The organism is Stakelama pacifica (assembly GCF_004361835.1).
GTDB classification, from domain to species: domain Bacteria; phylum Pseudomonadota; class Alphaproteobacteria; order Sphingomonadales; family Sphingomonadaceae; genus Sphingomonas; species Sphingomonas pacifica.
In genome coordinates this window covers 274,115-290,747 of sequence record NZ_SNWD01000003.1, presented here as the reverse complement: position 1 = coordinate 290,747, position 16,633 = coordinate 274,115, and the positions used below count along the sequence as shown (strand labels likewise).

At 64.8% G+C, this 16,633-nt stretch carries 16 protein-coding genes; all 16 read left to right on the top strand.

Translation table 11 applies throughout. From position 1 onward, the window contains the following. Window positions 1-446: 446 nt before the first annotated feature. From EV664_RS07190 to EV664_RS07115, 16 genes are read left to right on the top strand one after another with little or no spacing between them, the layout of a single operon-like run. Window positions 447-953 carry a division/cell wall cluster transcriptional repressor MraZ gene (locus EV664_RS07190; RefSeq protein WP_133495001.1) on the top strand — a complete coding sequence of 169 codons (507 nt, stop codon included), beginning with the start codon at window positions 447-449 and terminating at the stop codon, window positions 951-953. Continuing rightward, entirely contained in the window at window positions 950-1,900 is a 951-nt protein-coding gene (rsmH, locus tag EV664_RS07185) for a 16S rRNA (cytosine(1402)-N(4))-methyltransferase RsmH (RefSeq protein ID WP_133495000.1), read from the top strand. Before EV664_RS07190 ends, rsmH begins: the two co-directional genes overlap by 4 nt. Then, entirely contained in the window at window positions 1,900-2,493 is a 594-nt protein-coding gene (locus EV664_RS07180; protein WP_133494999.1) for a hypothetical protein, read from the top strand. The genes rsmH and EV664_RS07180 overlap by 1 nt, the downstream gene beginning before the upstream one ends. Then, the gene (locus tag EV664_RS07175; protein ID WP_133494998.1) at window positions 2,490-4,208 is read left to right on the top strand and encodes a peptidoglycan D,D-transpeptidase FtsI family protein; all 1,719 of its coding nucleotides are present in this window, start codon (window positions 2,490-2,492) and stop codon (window positions 4,206-4,208) included. Before EV664_RS07180 ends, EV664_RS07175 begins: the two co-directional genes overlap by 4 nt. Continuing rightward, window positions 4,205-5,620, top strand: coding sequence for a UDP-N-acetylmuramoyl-L-alanyl-D-glutamate--2,6-diaminopimelate ligase (locus tag EV664_RS07170; RefSeq protein WP_133494997.1), 1,416 nt, complete (start codon window positions 4,205-4,207; stop codon window positions 5,618-5,620). Before EV664_RS07175 ends, EV664_RS07170 begins: the two co-directional genes overlap by 4 nt. A 48-nt stretch (window positions 5,621-5,668) precedes the next feature. Continuing rightward, window positions 5,669-7,045, top strand: coding sequence for a UDP-N-acetylmuramoyl-tripeptide--D-alanyl-D-alanine ligase (locus tag EV664_RS07165; protein WP_133494996.1), 1,377 nt, complete (start codon window positions 5,669-5,671; stop codon window positions 7,043-7,045). Continuing rightward, window positions 7,045-8,115 (top strand): phospho-N-acetylmuramoyl-pentapeptide-transferase, encoded by a 1,071-nt coding sequence (gene mraY, locus EV664_RS07160; protein ID WP_133494995.1) that lies wholly within the window; start codon window positions 7,045-7,047, stop codon window positions 8,113-8,115. Before EV664_RS07165 ends, mraY begins: the two co-directional genes overlap by 1 nt. Next, window positions 8,112-9,395, top strand: a complete 1,284-nt coding sequence (gene murD / locus EV664_RS07155) for a UDP-N-acetylmuramoyl-L-alanine--D-glutamate ligase (RefSeq protein WP_133494994.1) — start codon at window positions 8,112-8,114, stop codon at window positions 9,393-9,395. The genes mraY and murD overlap by 4 nt, the downstream gene beginning before the upstream one ends. Beyond that, complete coding sequence (locus EV664_RS07150; RefSeq protein WP_373287497.1) at window positions 9,392-10,627, top strand: FtsW/RodA/SpoVE family cell cycle protein; 1,236 nt, start codon at window positions 9,392-9,394, stop codon at window positions 10,625-10,627. Before murD ends, EV664_RS07150 begins: the two co-directional genes overlap by 4 nt. Beyond that, window positions 10,627-11,745, top strand: coding sequence for an undecaprenyldiphospho-muramoylpentapeptide beta-N-acetylglucosaminyltransferase (gene murG, locus EV664_RS07145; RefSeq protein ID WP_133494993.1), 1,119 nt, complete (start codon window positions 10,627-10,629; stop codon window positions 11,743-11,745). Before EV664_RS07150 ends, murG begins: the two co-directional genes overlap by 1 nt. Next, window positions 11,742-13,175, top strand: a complete 1,434-nt coding sequence (gene murC, locus EV664_RS07140; protein ID WP_133494992.1) for a UDP-N-acetylmuramate--L-alanine ligase — start codon at window positions 11,742-11,744, stop codon at window positions 13,173-13,175. The genes murG and murC overlap by 4 nt, the downstream gene beginning before the upstream one ends. Continuing rightward, window positions 13,172-13,366 carry a hypothetical protein gene (locus tag EV664_RS07135; protein WP_133494991.1) on the top strand — a complete coding sequence of 65 codons (195 nt, stop codon included), beginning with the start codon at window positions 13,172-13,174 and terminating at the stop codon, window positions 13,364-13,366. The genes murC and EV664_RS07135 overlap by 4 nt, the downstream gene beginning before the upstream one ends. Next, on the top strand, window positions 13,330-14,259 hold the full coding sequence (murB, locus tag EV664_RS07130) for a UDP-N-acetylmuramate dehydrogenase (protein WP_133494990.1): 930 nt from the start codon (window positions 13,330-13,332) through the stop codon (window positions 14,257-14,259). Before EV664_RS07135 ends, murB begins: the two co-directional genes overlap by 37 nt. Then, complete coding sequence (locus tag EV664_RS07125) at window positions 14,256-14,747, top strand: DUF4262 domain-containing protein (protein WP_133494989.1); 492 nt, start codon at window positions 14,256-14,258, stop codon at window positions 14,745-14,747. Before murB ends, EV664_RS07125 begins: the two co-directional genes overlap by 4 nt. Continuing rightward, entirely contained in the window at window positions 14,747-15,688 is a 942-nt protein-coding gene (locus EV664_RS07120; RefSeq protein WP_133494988.1) for a D-alanine--D-alanine ligase, read from the top strand. The genes EV664_RS07125 and EV664_RS07120 overlap by 1 nt, the downstream gene beginning before the upstream one ends. After that, window positions 15,685-16,623, top strand: a complete 939-nt coding sequence (locus EV664_RS07115) for a cell division protein FtsQ/DivIB (protein ID WP_133494987.1) — start codon at window positions 15,685-15,687, stop codon at window positions 16,621-16,623. Before EV664_RS07120 ends, EV664_RS07115 begins: the two co-directional genes overlap by 4 nt. Window positions 16,624-16,633: the final 10 nt, after the last annotated feature.

Below are 16,633 nucleotides of genomic sequence, written 5' to 3'. Positions count from 1 at the left end.
GCGGATAACGCGTTGGCAAACGCGCGCGGCCCCGGCCTGAGCCGCGGCGACGGGGGCTTCTCACGGCGCAGACCTTCGGTGGGACAAGGGGGGCTTCGCGTGGCCCGGGCTCCCGCCGGGGAAACGGGTTTGTCTCGCCGTCTTCGTATCGCTTTCCCCGGATTTCCCGCCATCGCCCCGGTCTGCTCGCGTGCCGAAGAACACGCCTTTGCGCGAAACCCGCAGCTTTGCGCCATCCTCCCCGGCACTGCCCATGGACATACCGTGAACACCCGTGTTAGTGGGGCAAAATACCCTGAAATCCCCATCCGGCCCATTGCTCTCCCGCTATAAAGGGGGTACACAATCGACCACAGGGTGAATTCCCAGTTTTCAGTTGATTGGCCCCGTGGGCGGTAAGGGCCGTTTGCGGGGATGGGATCGCGTACGCCGCAAAGGGATGAGGCGTGTCAGAACGGGGTGTATATTTCGGCAATGGTTTGCAGCAGGTGGACGACAAGGGTCGTGTCGCCATGCCGTCGAGCCTGCGCGGAACCCTCGAAATGAACTGCCCTGCCGAACCCGGTTCAAAGGGTGCCCGCCAGTTCCTGATCAGCGCGCATGAACGCGCTCCCTGCCTTCTCGCTTATGATCAGGTGCGCGGCGAACAGCGCATCCGTCAGGCGCAGCAGCTTGCCGCCCAGCTTCCCGAAGAGCGCGCCGTCGATGCCGATAACAAGATTCGCGCGATGGCCGGCGGCGGCGATTATGTTCAGTACGATAGCTCCGGCCGCTTCATCCTTGGCGGCTTTCCGCGCTTTCATGCCAATATCGGCAAATATGCCCTGTTTTATGGCGCGGGTGAGGAGATCGAAATCTGGGACCCGGCGACCCTGCTGTCCTATGAACATGCGCTGCCGATGATGGTCAAATTGTGCCGCTATCTGCTCGACCAGAAGGGGATTGAGCTGTGAGCAGCGCCACCCAGCCCCATATCCCCGTGCTGCTGGACGAAGTCATCGCGGCGCTCGCCATTCAGCCGGGCGAGCGGCATGTCGATGCGACCTTTGGCGCGGGCGGCTATACCAGTGCGATCCTCGAGCGGGGAGCCGAGGTGGTCGCCTTTGATCGCGATCCGGACGCGATTAAAGGCGGCCAATCCCTTGTTGCAGCGAGCGATGGCCGGTTGCGGCTGATCGAAGCGCCGTTTTCGGCGCTTGCCGCTGAACTGGAGCGGATCAATGCCGCGCCGGTCGATGGCGTCGTTCTGGATATCGGCGTGTCGTCGATGCAGCTCGATCAGGCGGAGCGCGGATTTTCGTTTCAGGCGGACGGCCCGCTCGACATGCGGATGAGCCAGTCGGGCGAAAGTGCAGCGGACTTCCTCAACACGGCTGAGGAAGAGACGATCGCCAATGTGCTCTACCGCTATGGCGAAGAGCCGCGATCGCGCCGTGTGGCAAAGGCGATTGTTGCGGCGCGCCCGCTGGAAACGACGGCGCAGCTTGCCGCAGTGGTGCGCAAGGCGCTGAACCATCGGCCGCATGAAAAGAAGGATCCGGCGACGCGGACTTTTCAGGCGATCCGGATTCATCTCAACCGCGAACTTGACGAACTGGTCGAAGCGCTGGCTGCGGCGGAGCGGGTGCTGAAGCCGGGCGGGCGGCTGGTCGTCGTGACGTTTCACAGCCTTGAGGACCGATTGGTCAAACATTTCTTTCGCGAACGCAGCGGTTCCATGCCGGGCGGTTCGCGGCACATGCCGGTGGTCGAAAAGGCCGCCGAACCGACTTTTGAAAGCCCGGCGCGCGCGGTGCGCCCGGGAGAAGCCGAATTGCTGCGCAATCCGCGTGCCCGTTCGGCAACGTTGCGCGCGGCCTGCCGCACGGCCGCAGCGCCAAAGATGAGTGGAGGACTATAATGGCGGCCTTTGGGTTCAAGGGGTTCGGATGGTTTCTGTGCACGGCGATCGTCGCGCCCGGATGCTATCTGGTGACGTCGCAAGTCGCGGCGGAGCGCAGCCGCGTCGAATCCGTCAACCGCGCCATTGTCGAGGCGCACAAGGATATTCGCGACCTCGATACGGAGATCAAGACGCGCGCGAATATGGCGCAGCTCGAACGCTGGAACGGCGATCTGCTGGCGCTGTCGGCACCGCGCCCGGACCAGTTTCTGGATGCCGGCGCGCAGGGCGTGGCCGAACTGGACAATGGCGGGCGTCCCGATGGCCCGGTCGCCTATGCCTCGCTGGTAGTGCCGCATGCGCCGGTGCTGACCGACGGGCCGGGCATGCCCGACGCAGCGCCTGAGGCGGCGCTCGACGTCAAGGAGCCCGAGGCACCTGTGCCGGGCCGCGCGGCGGTATCCACGCAGCGCCGCGCAGCGCCGGTTGCCACCGCCGCGCTCGACACCGCAAAGGATCGCACCGTCGCGATGCTCGATGAACGCCTGCTCAGCGAATCGACGCTCGGCGACCTGATGCGCGGAGCCCGTGCGGAGGCAAGGCCGCATTGATCGTCGTCGTCGCCCAGCCCGGTGAGCGCGCCACCGGCGGCAGATCGCCGCTGGTGGCCGCTGCGCATTTGCGGCTGATGATCCTGATGCTGTTGTTTCTGGCGGGCGGCGTGCTGATCATCGGCCGGCTGGGAATGCTTGCCGTTTCGACATCGCCGGAAAGCGCGGGGGCAGCGCCCACCCAGTTCGTGCCGTCGCGCGGCGATATCGTTGATCGCAACGGCGCACCGCTGGCCCGCACGATCGACGGCTGGTCGATCGGCGTGCATCCGCGCAAGGTGATCGGCGACAAGCGCGAGCTCGCGACGAACCTTGCCGCGCTGCTGCCCGATCATGACTTCGCTTATTATTATCATAAGCTTAGCATGGACACGTCGTTCACCTATCTGTCGCGTCGGGCGTTGCCTGAAACCGTGGAGAAGGTGAATGCGCTGGGCGAACCGGGAATTGCGTTCGCGCGCGAGCCGGAACGCCTTTATCCGCAAACCACGCTTGCGGCGCATGCGCTCGGCTTTACCGGGTTCGACGGGCACGGCATGCGCGGGATCGAGCGCGCCTTCGACAAACGGCTGACCGATCCGGCCGAGCGCGCCCAGCCGCTGCAATTGTCGCTCGATCTGCGCGTACAGGCAGCGATGGAGAGCGAACTCAGCCAGGCGATGGCGAAGTTTCAGGCAAAGGGCGCTGCCGGGATCGTCATGGACGTGCATAGCGGCGAATTGCTCGCCATGGTGTCGCTGCCCACGTTCAATCCGAACAATATCCGCCATGCGACTCAGGACGAGCTGCGCAACAATGTCACCCAGGCGCGCTATGAGCTTGGCTCGACGTTCAAGCCGCTCGCCATGGCGCAGGCGATCGACACCGGCACGGTGACGTCGATGGCGCGCCGCTTCGACGCGACCAAGCCGATGAAGGTCGGGCGCTTCACCATTCATGACGATCCGGGCGATGAGCAGGAGCGCTGGCTCAACATTCCCGAAACGCTGATCTATTCGTCGAACATCGCGACTGCGCGAATCGCCGATCTGATGGGCGAGCAGAAAATGCGCGACCTGTTCCACAAGCTCGATTTCGACCGCGAAAGCCCGATCGAGATTCGGGAGAAAATGGCACCGCTGTGGCCGGGCTATTGGGGGCGGACGACGACCATGACCACGGCATATGGCCATGGCATCGCCGTCACGCCGCTGCACCTTGCCACTGCCTATGCCTCGCTGGTCAATGGCGGCATCCTGTATCCGCCGACGCTGCTGAAGGCGGCATCCGACCATCCGGCGAAGGGCAAGCGCGTATTCTCCCCGGCCACCAGCGCGCGGCTGTGCCAGTTGCTGCGGCTGGTCGTGCTCGACGGGACGGGGCGCAAGGGCGATGCGCCCGGCTATCGCGTCGGCGGCAAGACCGGCACCGCTGAGGTGTCGAGCGGCGGCGGCTATTCGCGGCACAAGAACGTGTCGACCTTTGCCGCTGCTTTCCCGATGGACGATCCGCGCTATGTGGTGGTGGCGATGCTCGATTCGCCGGTCGGAACCAAGGAAACCTATGGCTTTACCACTGCCGCGTGGAACGCAGCGCCGGTGGTGAAGGCAGTGATCGAGCGCACCGGACCGGTTCTGGGGGTTCGTCCCGACGAACATCGCGATATCGATGAATCGGACATCACGCCGCTGCTCTGGCACCCGCCGGGCGACAAGACCGCAAAGGATGCGCAATGAAGCTGAGCGCGCTTACCGGCGGCGATGAGACCGCGACCGTAACGGGCTTTGCGATCGATCATCGCAAGGTCGCACCGGGCACCGTTTTCGGCGCTTTCGAGGGCGCTCGGGTGAATGGCGAGGACTATATCGACGCTGCGATTGCGTCCGGCGCGATCGCCGTGGTCGCGCGGCCCGATGCGCGGGTCGAGGGCGCGGTGCATATCGCCGATCGCCGCCCGCGTGAGGCGTTTGCGCTGCTGGCGGCGAAATTCTTCGCGCCTTTCCCGCAAACCAATATCGCGGTCACCGGCACCAACGGCAAAACCTCAGTGGTCGAAATGACCCGACAGCTCTGGCGCATGGCGGGCAGGCACGCAGCGTCGATCGGAACGCTGGGCATCAATATCGAGGGCGATAATGCCAAGACCGGGCTGACCACGCCCGATGTCGTGACGTTCCTGTCCAATGTCGGCGGGCTGGCACGCGAAGGCGTAACGCATCTCGCCTTCGAAGCGTCGAGCCATGGCCTGTCGCAATATCGTACCGAGGGCGTGCCGGTACGCGCGGCAGCGTTCACCAATCTCAGCCGCGATCACCTCGATTATCATGGCGATATGGCGGCCTATCTCACCGCCAAGCTGCGCCTGTTTTCCGAAGTGCTTGCGCCCGACGGCGCTGCGGTGGTGTGGGTCGACGATCCCAATGCTGACCGGGTGATCGACCTCGCTCGTGCGCGCGGCAACCGGCTCATCAGTGTTGGGAAGCATGGCGATACTCTCCGTCTCGTCTCTCGCGATCCGACCTTGCTGGGGCAGGGGCTGGTGATCGCTGCCGGAGGACGGGAATATGCCGTCAACCTGCCGCTGATCGGCGCGTATCAGGCGGCGAACGCTCTGATCGCCGCCGGGCTGGTGATTGCGACCGGCGGGGAGGTGGCGCCGACGCTTGCCGGGCTGTCGCGGCTGCAACCGGTGCGCGGGCGGCTGGAGCGTGCGGTGATTACGCGCAGCGGCGCGCCGGTCTATATCGATTACGCCCATACCCCCGACGCGCTGGAAGCAGCGATGCAGGCGCTGAAGCCGCATGCGGCGGGGCGGCTGATCGTGGTGTTCGGCGCCGGCGGCGATCGCGACCGCGGCAAACGCGAACCCATGGGGCAGGTCGCTGCCGCACATGCCGACAGCGTGATCGTGACCGACGACAATCCGCGGGGGGAGGATCCGGCGGAGATCCGGCGGATGATCCTGAAAGGCGCTCGCGAGGCGCGCGAGGTCGATGGTCGCCGCGAAGCCATCGCCGCCGCCATTGCCGAGGCGAATGCCCAGGACATCGTCCTGATCGCGGGCAAGGGGCATGAACAAGGGCAGATCGTGGGCGACATGGTGTTGCCGTTCGACGACGTCACCGTCGCGCGCGAGGTGGCGGCGTGACGGCCCGGCCCGCCAGTGGGGATTGCACGAAAATAAGAGGCTTTGCGCATGGTTGATCCGCTCTGGACCTCTGCGGAGATCGCCGCTGCCGTTTCGGGAACGGCAAGCGCTGATTTTTCGGTCTCCGGCGTGGCGTTCGATAGTCGCGAGATCGGGCCGGGCGATCTGTTTATCGCGCTGTCGGGCGAGACGACCGACGGCCACCGCTTTCTCGATCAGGCATTTGCGCAGGGCGCCGCCGGCGCGATCGTTTCGACCCAGTGCGCGCATCCGCATGTCCGGGTTGCGGATACCGGCGCGGCGCTGAACGCGCTTGGTGCTGCGGCGCGCGAGCGGATGGCGGGCAAGGTCATCGGGGTGACCGGATCGGTCGGCAAGACGGGCACCAAGGAAGCGCTGTTCGCCGCGCTCAACCGCGTTCGGCCGGGCAGTGCGCATCGGTCGGTCAAAAGCTATAACAACCATACGGGCGTGCCGCTCAGCCTTGCCCGGATGCCGCGCGACACGCGCTATGGTATTTTCGAAATGGGGATGAACCATGCGGGCGAGCTGACCGGGCTGACAAAGCTGGTGCGTCCGCATGTCGCCATCGTCACTGCGATCGCGCCCGCGCATACCGAATTTTTCCGCGACGAAAGTGCAATCGCCGATGCCAAGGGCGAAATCTTTATCGGGCTTCAGCCCGGCGGAACCGCGATCGTTCCGTTCGACAGCCCGCATTGCGACCGGCTGATCGCGGCGGCGAAGCCCCATGCGGCGCGGATCGTGACCTTCGGCCTGAGCGAAGGCGCTGAGGTCCATCCGATCGAGCGGATGCGGACGTTGTCTGGCGGCACCTTCGTGACTGCGCGGCTGGGCGAGACCGAGTTGAGCTTCACCATTTCGCAGCCCGGCGACCATTGGGTGTCGAATTCGCTTGCGCTGCTGGCAGCGGTGCAGGCTGTCGGCGGCGATCTGGCCGCGGCCGGGCTGGCGCTTGCCGATCTGGGCGGGCTGCCCGGGCGCGGTGCGCGCTTCGCGGTGCCGGTGGGCGAGGGCGAGGCATGGATTATCGACGAAAGCTATAACGCGAACCCCTCCTCGATGCGCGCCACGCTCGCCGTGCTCGCCGCGCAGACGGCCACGCGCAAGCTGGCGGTGCTGGGCGATATGCGTGAGCTTGGCGTCGGCAGCGCGGAGTATCACGCAGCGCTTGCCGGGCCGGTCGGTGAAGCGGGCATAAAGTGGGCCATATTGGTGGGCGAAGAGATGAAGGCGCTGGCAAAGGCGCTTGAGGGCAGGATCGATTTCGTCCATGTGCCCGACGCCGCTGCTGCGCGCGACCGCCTGCTGGCGGAACTGGCGCCCGGCGATGCGGTCCTCATCAAGGGTTCGAACGGCATAGGGCTGGGCGCGGTCGTCGCGGCGCTGGCGGGAAAAGGATAATGCTCTACCTCATCGCGGAATATCTGGGCTTTCCCAGTGCCCTTAACCTCTTTCGGTATCTCAGCTTCCGCACCGGCGGGGCGGTGGGAACCGCGCTGCTGTTCGGTCTGATCATCGGGCCGCGCTTCATCGGGTGGCTGCGCGTGCGGCAGGGCAAGGGCCAGCCGATTCGCACCGATGGCCCGCAATCGCACCTTGCCAAGCGCGGCACGCCGACCATGGGCGGGCTGATGATCCTGACCGCGATGACGATCAGCATTTTGCTGTGGATGGACCTTACCAGCCCGTTCGTCTGGGCATGTCTGTTCGTGACACTCGGGTTCGGGTCGATCGGATTCATGGACGATTACGACAAGGTGCGAAAGGCAAGCACGGCGGGCGTTTCGGGCAGGACGCGGCTGCTGGGCGAGTTCATTATCGCCGGCATCGCAAGCTGGCTGATCGTCCAGCAGACCGGCACGCATCTGTATCTGCCGTTCATTTCGGGCGTGTCGATCGATCTCGGCTATTTCTACATCGCTTTTGCCGCGTTCACGATCGTTGCATTCGGCAATGCGGTGAACCTGACCGACGGGCTGGACGGGCTGGCGACGATGCCGGTCATCATCGCCGCGGTTGCATTCATGATCATCGTCTATCTCGCCGGTAATGCGAAATTCGCGGAATATCTCGGCATCCCGCATGTGCCAGGGGCGGGCAACCTCGCCATTTTCTGCGGCGCGATGATCGGGGCGGGGCTGGCGTTCCTCTGGTTCAATGCGCCGCCTGCCGCCGTGTTCATGGGCGATACGGGCAGCCTCGCGCTGGGCGGCGCACTGGGCACGATCGCGGTCGTCGCGCATCACGAAATCGTGCTGGGCATCATCGGCGGCCTGTTCGTGGTCGAGGCGATGAGCGTCATCATTCAGGTGTTTTTCTACAAACGCACCGGAAAGCGCGTGTTCAAGATGGCGCCGATCCACCATCATTTCGAACAGCTTGGCTGGTCCGAACCGACCGTGGTCATTCGGTTCTGGATCATTGCACTTGTGCTGGCGCTTGTCGGCCTGTCGACGCTGAAGCTGCGGTGATCACCAACCCCGCCTGGCGCGGAAAACGCTTTGCGGTGCTGGGGCTGGCACGCTCCGGCGCGGCGAGCGTGCGCGCGCTGGTGGAAAGCGGGGCCGAAGTCACCGCGTGGGACAGCAATGAAGAACGCCGTGCGGAGATCAGCGGCGCGACCCTCGCCGATCCGCTCGACATCGATCTGGACGGATTTGCGGGCGTGGTGGTGTCGCCCGGTGTCCCGCTGAACCGGCATCCGATTGCTGCCCATGCGGCAAAAGCGAATGTGCCGGTGATCGGCGATATTGAGTTGTTCGCTCAGGCCCGCGCAGAGCTGCCGCCGCATAAGGTCGTCGGTATCACCGGCACCAACGGCAAATCGACGACGACCGCGCTGATCCACCATATTTGCGAAACGGCAGGCATCCCCGCCCGGCTGGGCGGCAATATCGGGCTGCCGATCCTTGGTGCCGATCCGCTGCCTGCTGGGGGCGTCTATGTGCTCGAACTGTCGAGCTATCAGATCGACCTTACCCAAAGCCTCGATTGCGATGTCGCGGTGCTGCTGAACATCACGCCCGATCATCTCGACCGCTATGACGGGTTCGAAGGCTATGCGGCGGCAAAGGCGCGATTGTTCGCGATGCAGTCGCCCGCGCATCACGCGATTATCGGCATTTCCGACACGGCATCCTATGCAGTCGCGCGCTCGCTCTCGGCGCGAGGCGAGACGCTGACCAAAATCGCGCCGGGCATCTGTATGGATCAGTCGCGCTGGCCCGCATTGCAGGGACCGCACAATGCGCAGAACACGCTTGCGGCGATCGCTGCGTGCGAAGCGCTGGGTATCGATAACGAAGCGATCGATCGCGGGCTGGAGACGTTCGGCGGACTGCCGCACCGTATGGAGCGCGTGCGCGAGCTGCACGGCGTGCTGTGGGTCAATGACAGCAAGGCGACCAATCCGGCTTCGACCGCGCCTGCGCTTGCCGCCTATGACGGCATCCACTGGATTGTGGGCGGTGAGGCCAAGAGCGACGATCTCGACGCATGCCGTCCCGGCTTTGCCCATGTCCGGCGCGCGTATACGATCGGTGCGGCGGGCGACCGCTTCGCCGAGTTGCTGTCCAGCGAAATGCCGGTCGAGCGGTGCGGCACGTTGAAGGCCGCCATCGAACGGGCGGCGGCGAACGCCGTGCGGGGGGAGACGGTGCTGCTGTCCCCCGCCTGCGCCTCGTTCGACCAGTTTCGCGATTATGAAGCGCGCGGCGATGCGTTCCGGGCTGAAGTGGAGGCACTGGCATGACCGATGTGTGGCGTAGCGGTGGTCTCGGACCCGGCGGGGTAAGCATGAAGGCACGCGTCGAGCAACAGCTTGGCCGGGCGAGCCGGTCGCCGCTCGGCATCTGGTTTCGCGATATCGACCGGGTGCTGCTGCTGATCGCGTTTCTGCTGATCGCCATCGGGCTGGTCGCGGTGGCGGCGGGTTCGCCCGCATCGGCGCAGCGCTATTCGGATGCGGCGCATCAGGTGCCGCCGATGTATTATTTCTGGCGTCAGGTCGGATGGGTCGGCGTATCGGTGCCGGTGCTGCTGGTCGTGTCGATGCTGCCGGTGCATGTTGCGCGGCGCATGGCGTTGCTCGGCGCGCTCGCGTGTCTGGTCTGCCTTGCCGCGGTGCCGCTGATCGGTGTCGATGCGAACGGCGCGCGGCGCTGGATCGGCTATGGCTTTGCGCAGTTTCAGCCGTCCGAATTTCTGAAACCGTTCTTCATCGTGTCGACCGCATGGATTTTGTCGCTGCGCGCACAAGACGACAAATTGCCGGTCATGGCGATCACCGCCGCAATCACCGGGCTGATCGTCTTCCTGCTGATGCTGCAGCCCGATTTCGGGCAGACGATCGTGTTCGGGGCGGTGTGGCTGATCCTGCTGATGGTCGCCGGAATTTCGCCGCGAGTCATGGCGGCGCTGGGGGCGGCCGGGATCGGCGGGATCATCAGCGCCTATCTGTTCTATGACACGGCAAGGGCGCGGATCGACAGCTTCCTGTTCGGCGATGCGGCGGCGGGCGCTGCCGACAGCTATCAGACCGATATGGCGCATGCCGTGTTGACCGCAGGCGGTATATTCGGGCGCGGCCCCGGCGCGGGCACGGTCAAATTCCGCCTGCCCGAAGCGCATACCGATTATATCTATGCCGTGGTGGGAGAGGAGTTCGGCCTGATCGCATGCGCGGTCATCGCGCTGCTGTTCATGGCGCTGGTCGTCCGGGTGCTGGTCAAGCTGCTCGAAGAGGATGACGCCTTCCGCCTGCTCGCCGCTGCCGGGCTGGTGTCGCAGTTCGGGGTGCAGGCGATGATCAGCATGGCCGTGAATACCGGCCTTGCCCCGTCCAAGGGGATGACGCTGCCGTTCATCAGCTATGGCGGGTCGTCGATGATCGCATTGTCGATCGGCATGGGACTGCTCCTCGCATTTACGCGGCGAAACCCGTATCTGGCCCGTTCGTCTTATGGCACCGGGTGGAGTGGTTGATGCGCGAAGCGAAGCGATATGTTCTGGCAGCGGGCGGAACCGGCGGCCATATGGTGCCCGCGGCCGCGCTCGGCGCAGAGCTGAAGCGGCGCGGGGCTGAGGTCGCGCTGGTCAGCGACGCTCGCGGCGTGCGCTTTCCCGGCCTGTTCGACGATATCGACACGCATGTCCTTCCCGCCGGTCGGTTCGGCGGCAAAAATCCGTTGGGCTGGGCAAAGGCGGGTGCGCAGATGTGGCGTGGCCGCGCGATGGCGATCCGCCTGTTCCGCGAGATGCGCCCCGATGCGGTGATCGGGTTCGGCGGCTATCCGGCAATGACTGCGCTGCTCGCCGCGTTCAGCCGCAAGGTGCCGACGATCATCCACGAACAGAATGCCGTGCTTGGCCGGGTGAACCGTCTGGCAGCGGGCAAGGTCGATGGAATTGCCACCGCTTATCCCGATGTCGAGCGGCTCGACGCGAAATATCGCGGCAAGACGCATCTGGTCGGCAATCCGGTGCGAGAGGCGGTGCTGGCGCTGCGCAATATGCCTTTTCCCGTGCCGGAAAACGGTGAACCCTGGCACGTGCTGGTAACCGGCGGTAGTCAGGGCGCGAGCATATTGTCGCAGGTCGTGCCCGACGGGCTGGCGCAACTGCCGCTGCATTTCCGTTCGGCGATGCAGGTGACGCATCAGGCGCGCGCCGAGGATATCGACGCGGTGCGGGCAGGCTATGCTGCGCACGGCATAAAGGCGGAGATTGCGTCCTATCTTCCCGACATGCCCGAACGCCTTGCGGCCGCGCATCTGGTCATCGCGCGCGCCGGTGCATCGACCATCGCCGAACTGACTGCGGCGGGTCGCCCCGCGATCCTCGTTCCGCTGCCCAGCGCGATGGACGATCATCAGACGGCCAATGCGCGCGAAATGACCGAAGCCGGGGGCGCGCGCACGATTCCCCAGAGCGATTTCACCCCCGCTGAACTCGCCCGCCAGATTCAGGCGCTCGGCACCGATGGCGAAAGCCTGACCGCTGCGGCGATGCACGCGCGCAGCTGCGGCCGCCCCGATGCAGTGACCGCGCTCGCCGATCTCGTGGAGGCGATTTCTTCCCCCGAACAGGAGATTGCGCGATGAAGGGCGTCGCGACCGATATCGGCACGATCCATTTCGTCGGCATTGGCGGCATCGGCATGTCTGGCATTGCCGAGGTAATGCACAATCTGGGCTATAGCGTTCAGGGGTCGGATATCGCCGAAAGCTATGTGGTCGAGGGGCTGCGCGCCAAGGGCATCGAAGTGAAGATCGGCCAGTGCGCCGAGAATGTCGACGGCGTCGCGGTGGTGGTGATCTCCACCGCGATCAAGCGCGGCAATCCCGAGGTCGAGGCGGCGCTCGAAAAGCGCATTCCGGTGGTTCGCCGTGCCGAAATGCTTGCCGAGCTGATGCGGCTGAAATCCACCGTTGCGGTGGCGGGAACGCACGGCAAGACGACGACGACCAGCATGGTGGCGGCTTTGCTCGATTTCGGCGGGGTCGATCCCACCGTCATCAATGGCGGCATCATCAACAGCTATGGGTCGAACGCCCGGCTGGGCGCGAGCGACTGGATGGTGGTCGAGGCCGATGAGAGCGACGGCAGCTTCCTGCGGCTCGACGGGACGATTGCGGTCGTCACCAATATCGATCCCGAACATCTCGACCATTATGGCTCGTTCGACCGGGTGAAGGATGCGTTCATCGAGTTCGTTGAGAATGTGCCCTTTTACGGCGCGGCGCTGCTGTGCCTCGATCATCCCGAAGTGCAGGCGATCATTCCGCGTGTCCGCGACCGGCGGATCGTCACATATGGCTTTGCCGGACAAGCGGATATTCGCGGGACCAATGTCACGCCCTATCCGGGCGGCAACCGCTTCGACGCGGTGGTCCGCGCGCGCGACGGGCAGCTTCGCGTGATCGAGGGGATCGACCTTCCCATGCCCGGGCGCCACAATGTTCAGAACGCGCTCGCCGCGATCGGGGTAGCGCTGGAGCTGGGCATCGAGGATGCGACGGTGCGCGAGGGTTTTTCGAAATTCGGCGGGGTGAAGCGCCGCTTCACCAAGGTGGGCGAGATCGAACTTGGCGGCGCGCGTCCGGCAGTCGTGATCGACGATTACGGCCATCATCCGGTCGAAATCCGCGCGGTTCTGTCGGCGGCGCGGGAGAGCGCGACGGGCCGCGTGATCGCCGTGGTGCAGCCGCATCGCTATTCGCGGCTCGGCGACCTGATGGATGAGTTTCAGCAGGCGTTCAACGATGCCGATGCAGTGCTGGTCGCGCCGGTCTATGCGGCCGGGGAAAGCCCGGTCGAGGGGATCGACGCAGCGGCGCTGGCGCAGGGTATCAAATGGCGCGGCCACCGCTCGGCAGCGACGGTCGAGGGGCCGGACGATCTTGCCGCTGCGCTGGCCGGGATGATCGCGCCGGGCGATCAGATTATTTGCCTTGGCGCGGGCGATATCACCAAATGGGCGGCGGGGCTGGCCGATGCGGTGCGCGGTCATCTGACGGAGACGACGAAATGAGCGACTGGTTCAGTACGGCGGTGGCGATGCAGCGCGAAATCCTGAACGCGCAACAGGCGCAGATGGATGCGGCGCGCAAGATGCTCGATATGGGGCAGGAGCTCCACGATCTGCAACGCGCCGGGATCGAGGCGAGCGAAGCCAATATGCGCGCATGGAAGCGCTGGACGAAGATGTGGGGTGGCGGGTGAATGTAGCTGCGCTTCCTGAGACGCGCGGGCGGCTGACGTCCGATGCGCCGCTCGCTCCGCTGGTCTGGTTCAAATCGGGCGGCAGCGCGCAATGGCTGTTCGAACCGAAGGACAGCGCGGATCTCGCTGAATTTCTCGCCGCGATCCCGGCCGACATGCCGGTGATGCCGCTGGGGCTGGGGTCCAATCTGATCGTGCGCGACGGCGGGGTGCGCGGCGTCGTGGTGCGGCTGGGCAAGCCGTTCGCAACGGTCGAGCGGCTTGATGAAATCACGCTTCGCTGCGGCGGCGGGGCGTCGGGTATTCTCGTATCCTCCTCCGCGCGCGATGCAGGGATAGGCGGGCTGGAATTTCTGCGCTCGATCCCCGGCACGGTCGGCGGGTTCGTACGGATGAACGGTGGCGCCTATGGCCGCGAAACCGCCGATATCCTGCTGTCCTGCGATGTGGTGATGCGCGACGGCGAGCGGCGCACGTTCGCCGCCGAGCAACTGAGCTACAGCTATCGGCATAGCGAATTGCCCGATGGGGCGATCGTGACGATGGCGACTTTTCGCGGCTATCCCAAAGATCCGCAGGCGGTGCAGGCCGAAATGGACCGCATCACCGCCGAGCGCGAGGCGGCGCAGCCGTTGCGATCGAAAACCGGTGGTTCGACCTTCAAGAACCCGCCGGGGGAGAAGGCATGGGCGCTGGTCGATGCCGCCGGATGCCGCGGGCTTCGCAAGGGCGATGCGCAGGTGAGCGAGAAACATTGCAACTTCCTGCTCAATCTGGGCAATGCGACCAGCGCCGATATCGAAGCGCTGGGCGAGGAAGTGCGCGAAAAGGTGAAGGCGCAAAGCGGCATTACCCTCGAATGGGAAATTCGCCGGGTGGGGGAGGCGCAATGAGCGGCACTGGACTCAGCGAATACGAAGAGCGCGTCATTTCCAGTGTTCAGGAAAATGGCTACCAAATCGTCTCCGTCTTTGACCCGGAGGACATCACTTCCTCTTTCTCCTATTCGGTGGGTTTCTGGGAGACTGTCGGTCAGCCTGAGATAATTATCCTTGGGCTTGATGGCTCGATGGGCCGGTACGCGGTTGAAGAAGCGTTCCGTCAGTGTCGCAATGGGCTGACCATTACGGACGGGAAAGCGATCGAAGGTTTGCTCAAGGGCTATGACGAGACCTGCGTTGCGCGCCAGGTTCATCCCGACCATTTCGTTCGAGACTATTTCAATTCGGCCATGTGGTACCACCAATGGCGAACCGGACAACCGCTAGCCGCCGCCATGCAGCTCGTTTGGAGCTACAGCGGCTACTATCCTTGGGACGATGAAGCTCCTCAGGAGATTCATGAGGATCAGCCTGTTTTGTATATTGGAAAGCCCCACTGATGAGTCAGACCCTCCACATCGCGGTTCTGATGGGCGGCTGGTCGGCGGAGCGTGACGTGTCGCTGATGAGCGGCACGGGCGTTGCAGATGCGCTGGAAAGCCTCGGCCATCGCGTAAGCCGGGTCGATATGGACCGCAGCGTTGCGACCACGCTTGCCGGGCTGAAGCCCGACCTTGTCTTCAACGCGCTGCACGGGACGCCGGGCGAGGATGGCACGGTGCAGGGCATGCTCGACCTGATGGGGCTGCGCTATACCCATTCGGGGCTGGTCACCTCGGTCATCGCGATCGACAAACAGCTTACCAAACAGACACTGGTGCCGCTTGGCATTCCGATGCCGGGCGGGCGCGTGGTCAAAACGGCGGAACTGTTCGACCGCGACCCGCTGCCGCGCCCCTATGTCCTCAAACCCGTCAATGAAGGATCGTCGGTCGGCGTCGCGATCGTGACCGAGCAAAGCAATTTCGGAAATCCGATCGCGCGCGATGCGAAGGGGCCATGGAACGAATTCGACGAATTGCTCGCCGAGCCGTTCATTCGCGGGCGCGAGCTGACCACCGCCGTGCTGGGCGATGACGCGCTGGCCGTTACCGAACTGAAGCCCAAGAGCGGCTTTTACGATTATGACGCCAAATATACCGACGGGCTGACCGAACATGTCTGCCCCGCCGATGTGCCCGACGAAATTGCAGAGGCATGTCGCCGCATCGCACTAGACGCACATCGCGCGCTTGGCTGTCGCGGCACGTCGCGCGCCGATTTCCGCTGGGACGACAATCTGGGCGTCGACGGGCTGTTCCTGCTGGAGGTTAATACCCAACCGGGGATGACGCCGCTCAGTCTGGTTCCCGAACAGGCGCGGCATATCGGCATGAGCTATGCCGATCTGGTTCAGCGCATCGTTGAAGAGGTGATGGCCGACATGCCGGAGGCGCGATGAGCCGGGCCGCCACCCGAAATACTTCCAGTCCACGCCGCCCCGCAGCCAATGCGAAGCGGCGCAAGGGCGCGCGCGCCAGCCGCCCCTCGATTCTCGACCGGCTGATCGCTGCGCTGCCGGTCAGCCAGCACACGCTCCACCGCATCATCGCATGGACGATTACGGCAGCGATCGGCGCAGCGGCGATTGCGGTCGCGACATGGTTCGGCGTGCCGCAGGCAATCTACACCGGCGCTGCCGAGGCGGTCGGGCGGGCAGGCCTGCGCGTCAATCAGATCGAAGTGCAGGGGCTGAAGCGCATGGATCGCATGTCGGTCTATGCCATGGCGCTCGATCAGCAATCGCGCGCGATGCCGCTGGTCGATCTCGGCACGGTGCGCCAGCGCCTGCTCGGCTATGGCTGGATCGCCGATGCGCGCGTCTCGCGCCGCCTGCCCGATACGCTGGTCATCGACATTGTCGAGCGCCGGCCCGCCGCGATCTGGCAGAATGAAGGCCAGCTGATGCTGATCGATGCGAAGGGCGTGCTGCTCGAACCGGTATCGCCGCAGCGCATGCCCGACCTGCCGCTGGTGATCGGCGACGGCGCGAACGAGCAGGAGCCGCAATTCCAGCTGCTGATGGAAGCAGCGCCCGCGCTGAAACCGATGGTGCGCGCCGCGACCTGGATCGGCAATCGCCGCTGGGACCTGATCTTCAAGAGCGGCGAGCGGCTGCAACTGCCCGAAGGTAAGGCGGAGGCAGCGCGCGCGCTCGCCAAATTCGCCGAACTTGACGGCACGCAGGGGCTGCTGGGCAAGGGCTATATCCGCCTCGACATGCGCGACCCCGCGCGATTGGTGGTGCGCATGCCCGACGAAGATGACAAGGTGATTCAGGGCAGCGCTCCCGCCGCCACGAACAACAGCCAGACCGCGACCGGCGCGGCGGGGTAAAGGGGACAAG

Coding starts and splice junctions, on each gene's coding strand:
- murB (WP_133494990.1), top strand. CDS start 13,330: ATGGAAGCGCTGGACGAAGATGTGGGGTGGCGGGTGAATGTAGCTGCG.
- EV664_RS07150 (WP_373287497.1), top strand. CDS start 9,392: ATGACCGATGTGTGGCGTAGCGGTGGTCTCGGACCCGGCGGGGTAAGC.
- mraY (WP_133494995.1), top strand. CDS start 7,045: ATGCTCTACCTCATCGCGGAATATCTGGGCTTTCCCAGTGCCCTTAAC.
- murC (WP_133494992.1), top strand. CDS start 11,742: ATGAAGGGCGTCGCGACCGATATCGGCACGATCCATTTCGTCGGCATT.
- EV664_RS07135 (WP_133494991.1), top strand. CDS start 13,172: ATGAGCGACTGGTTCAGTACGGCGGTGGCGATGCAGCGCGAAATCCTG.
- murG (WP_133494993.1), top strand. CDS start 10,627: ATGCGCGAAGCGAAGCGATATGTTCTGGCAGCGGGCGGAACCGGCGGC.
- EV664_RS07115 (WP_133494987.1), top strand. CDS start 15,685: ATGAGCCGGGCCGCCACCCGAAATACTTCCAGTCCACGCCGCCCCGCA.
- EV664_RS07170 (WP_133494997.1), top strand. CDS start 4,205: ATGAAGCTGAGCGCGCTTACCGGCGGCGATGAGACCGCGACCGTAACG.
- EV664_RS07120 (WP_133494988.1), top strand. CDS start 14,747: ATGAGTCAGACCCTCCACATCGCGGTTCTGATGGGCGGCTGGTCGGCG.
- EV664_RS07180 (WP_133494999.1), top strand. CDS start 1,900: ATGGCGGCCTTTGGGTTCAAGGGGTTCGGATGGTTTCTGTGCACGGCG.
- EV664_RS07125 (WP_133494989.1), top strand. CDS start 14,256: ATGAGCGGCACTGGACTCAGCGAATACGAAGAGCGCGTCATTTCCAGT.
- EV664_RS07165 (WP_133494996.1), top strand. CDS start 5,669: ATGGTTGATCCGCTCTGGACCTCTGCGGAGATCGCCGCTGCCGTTTCG.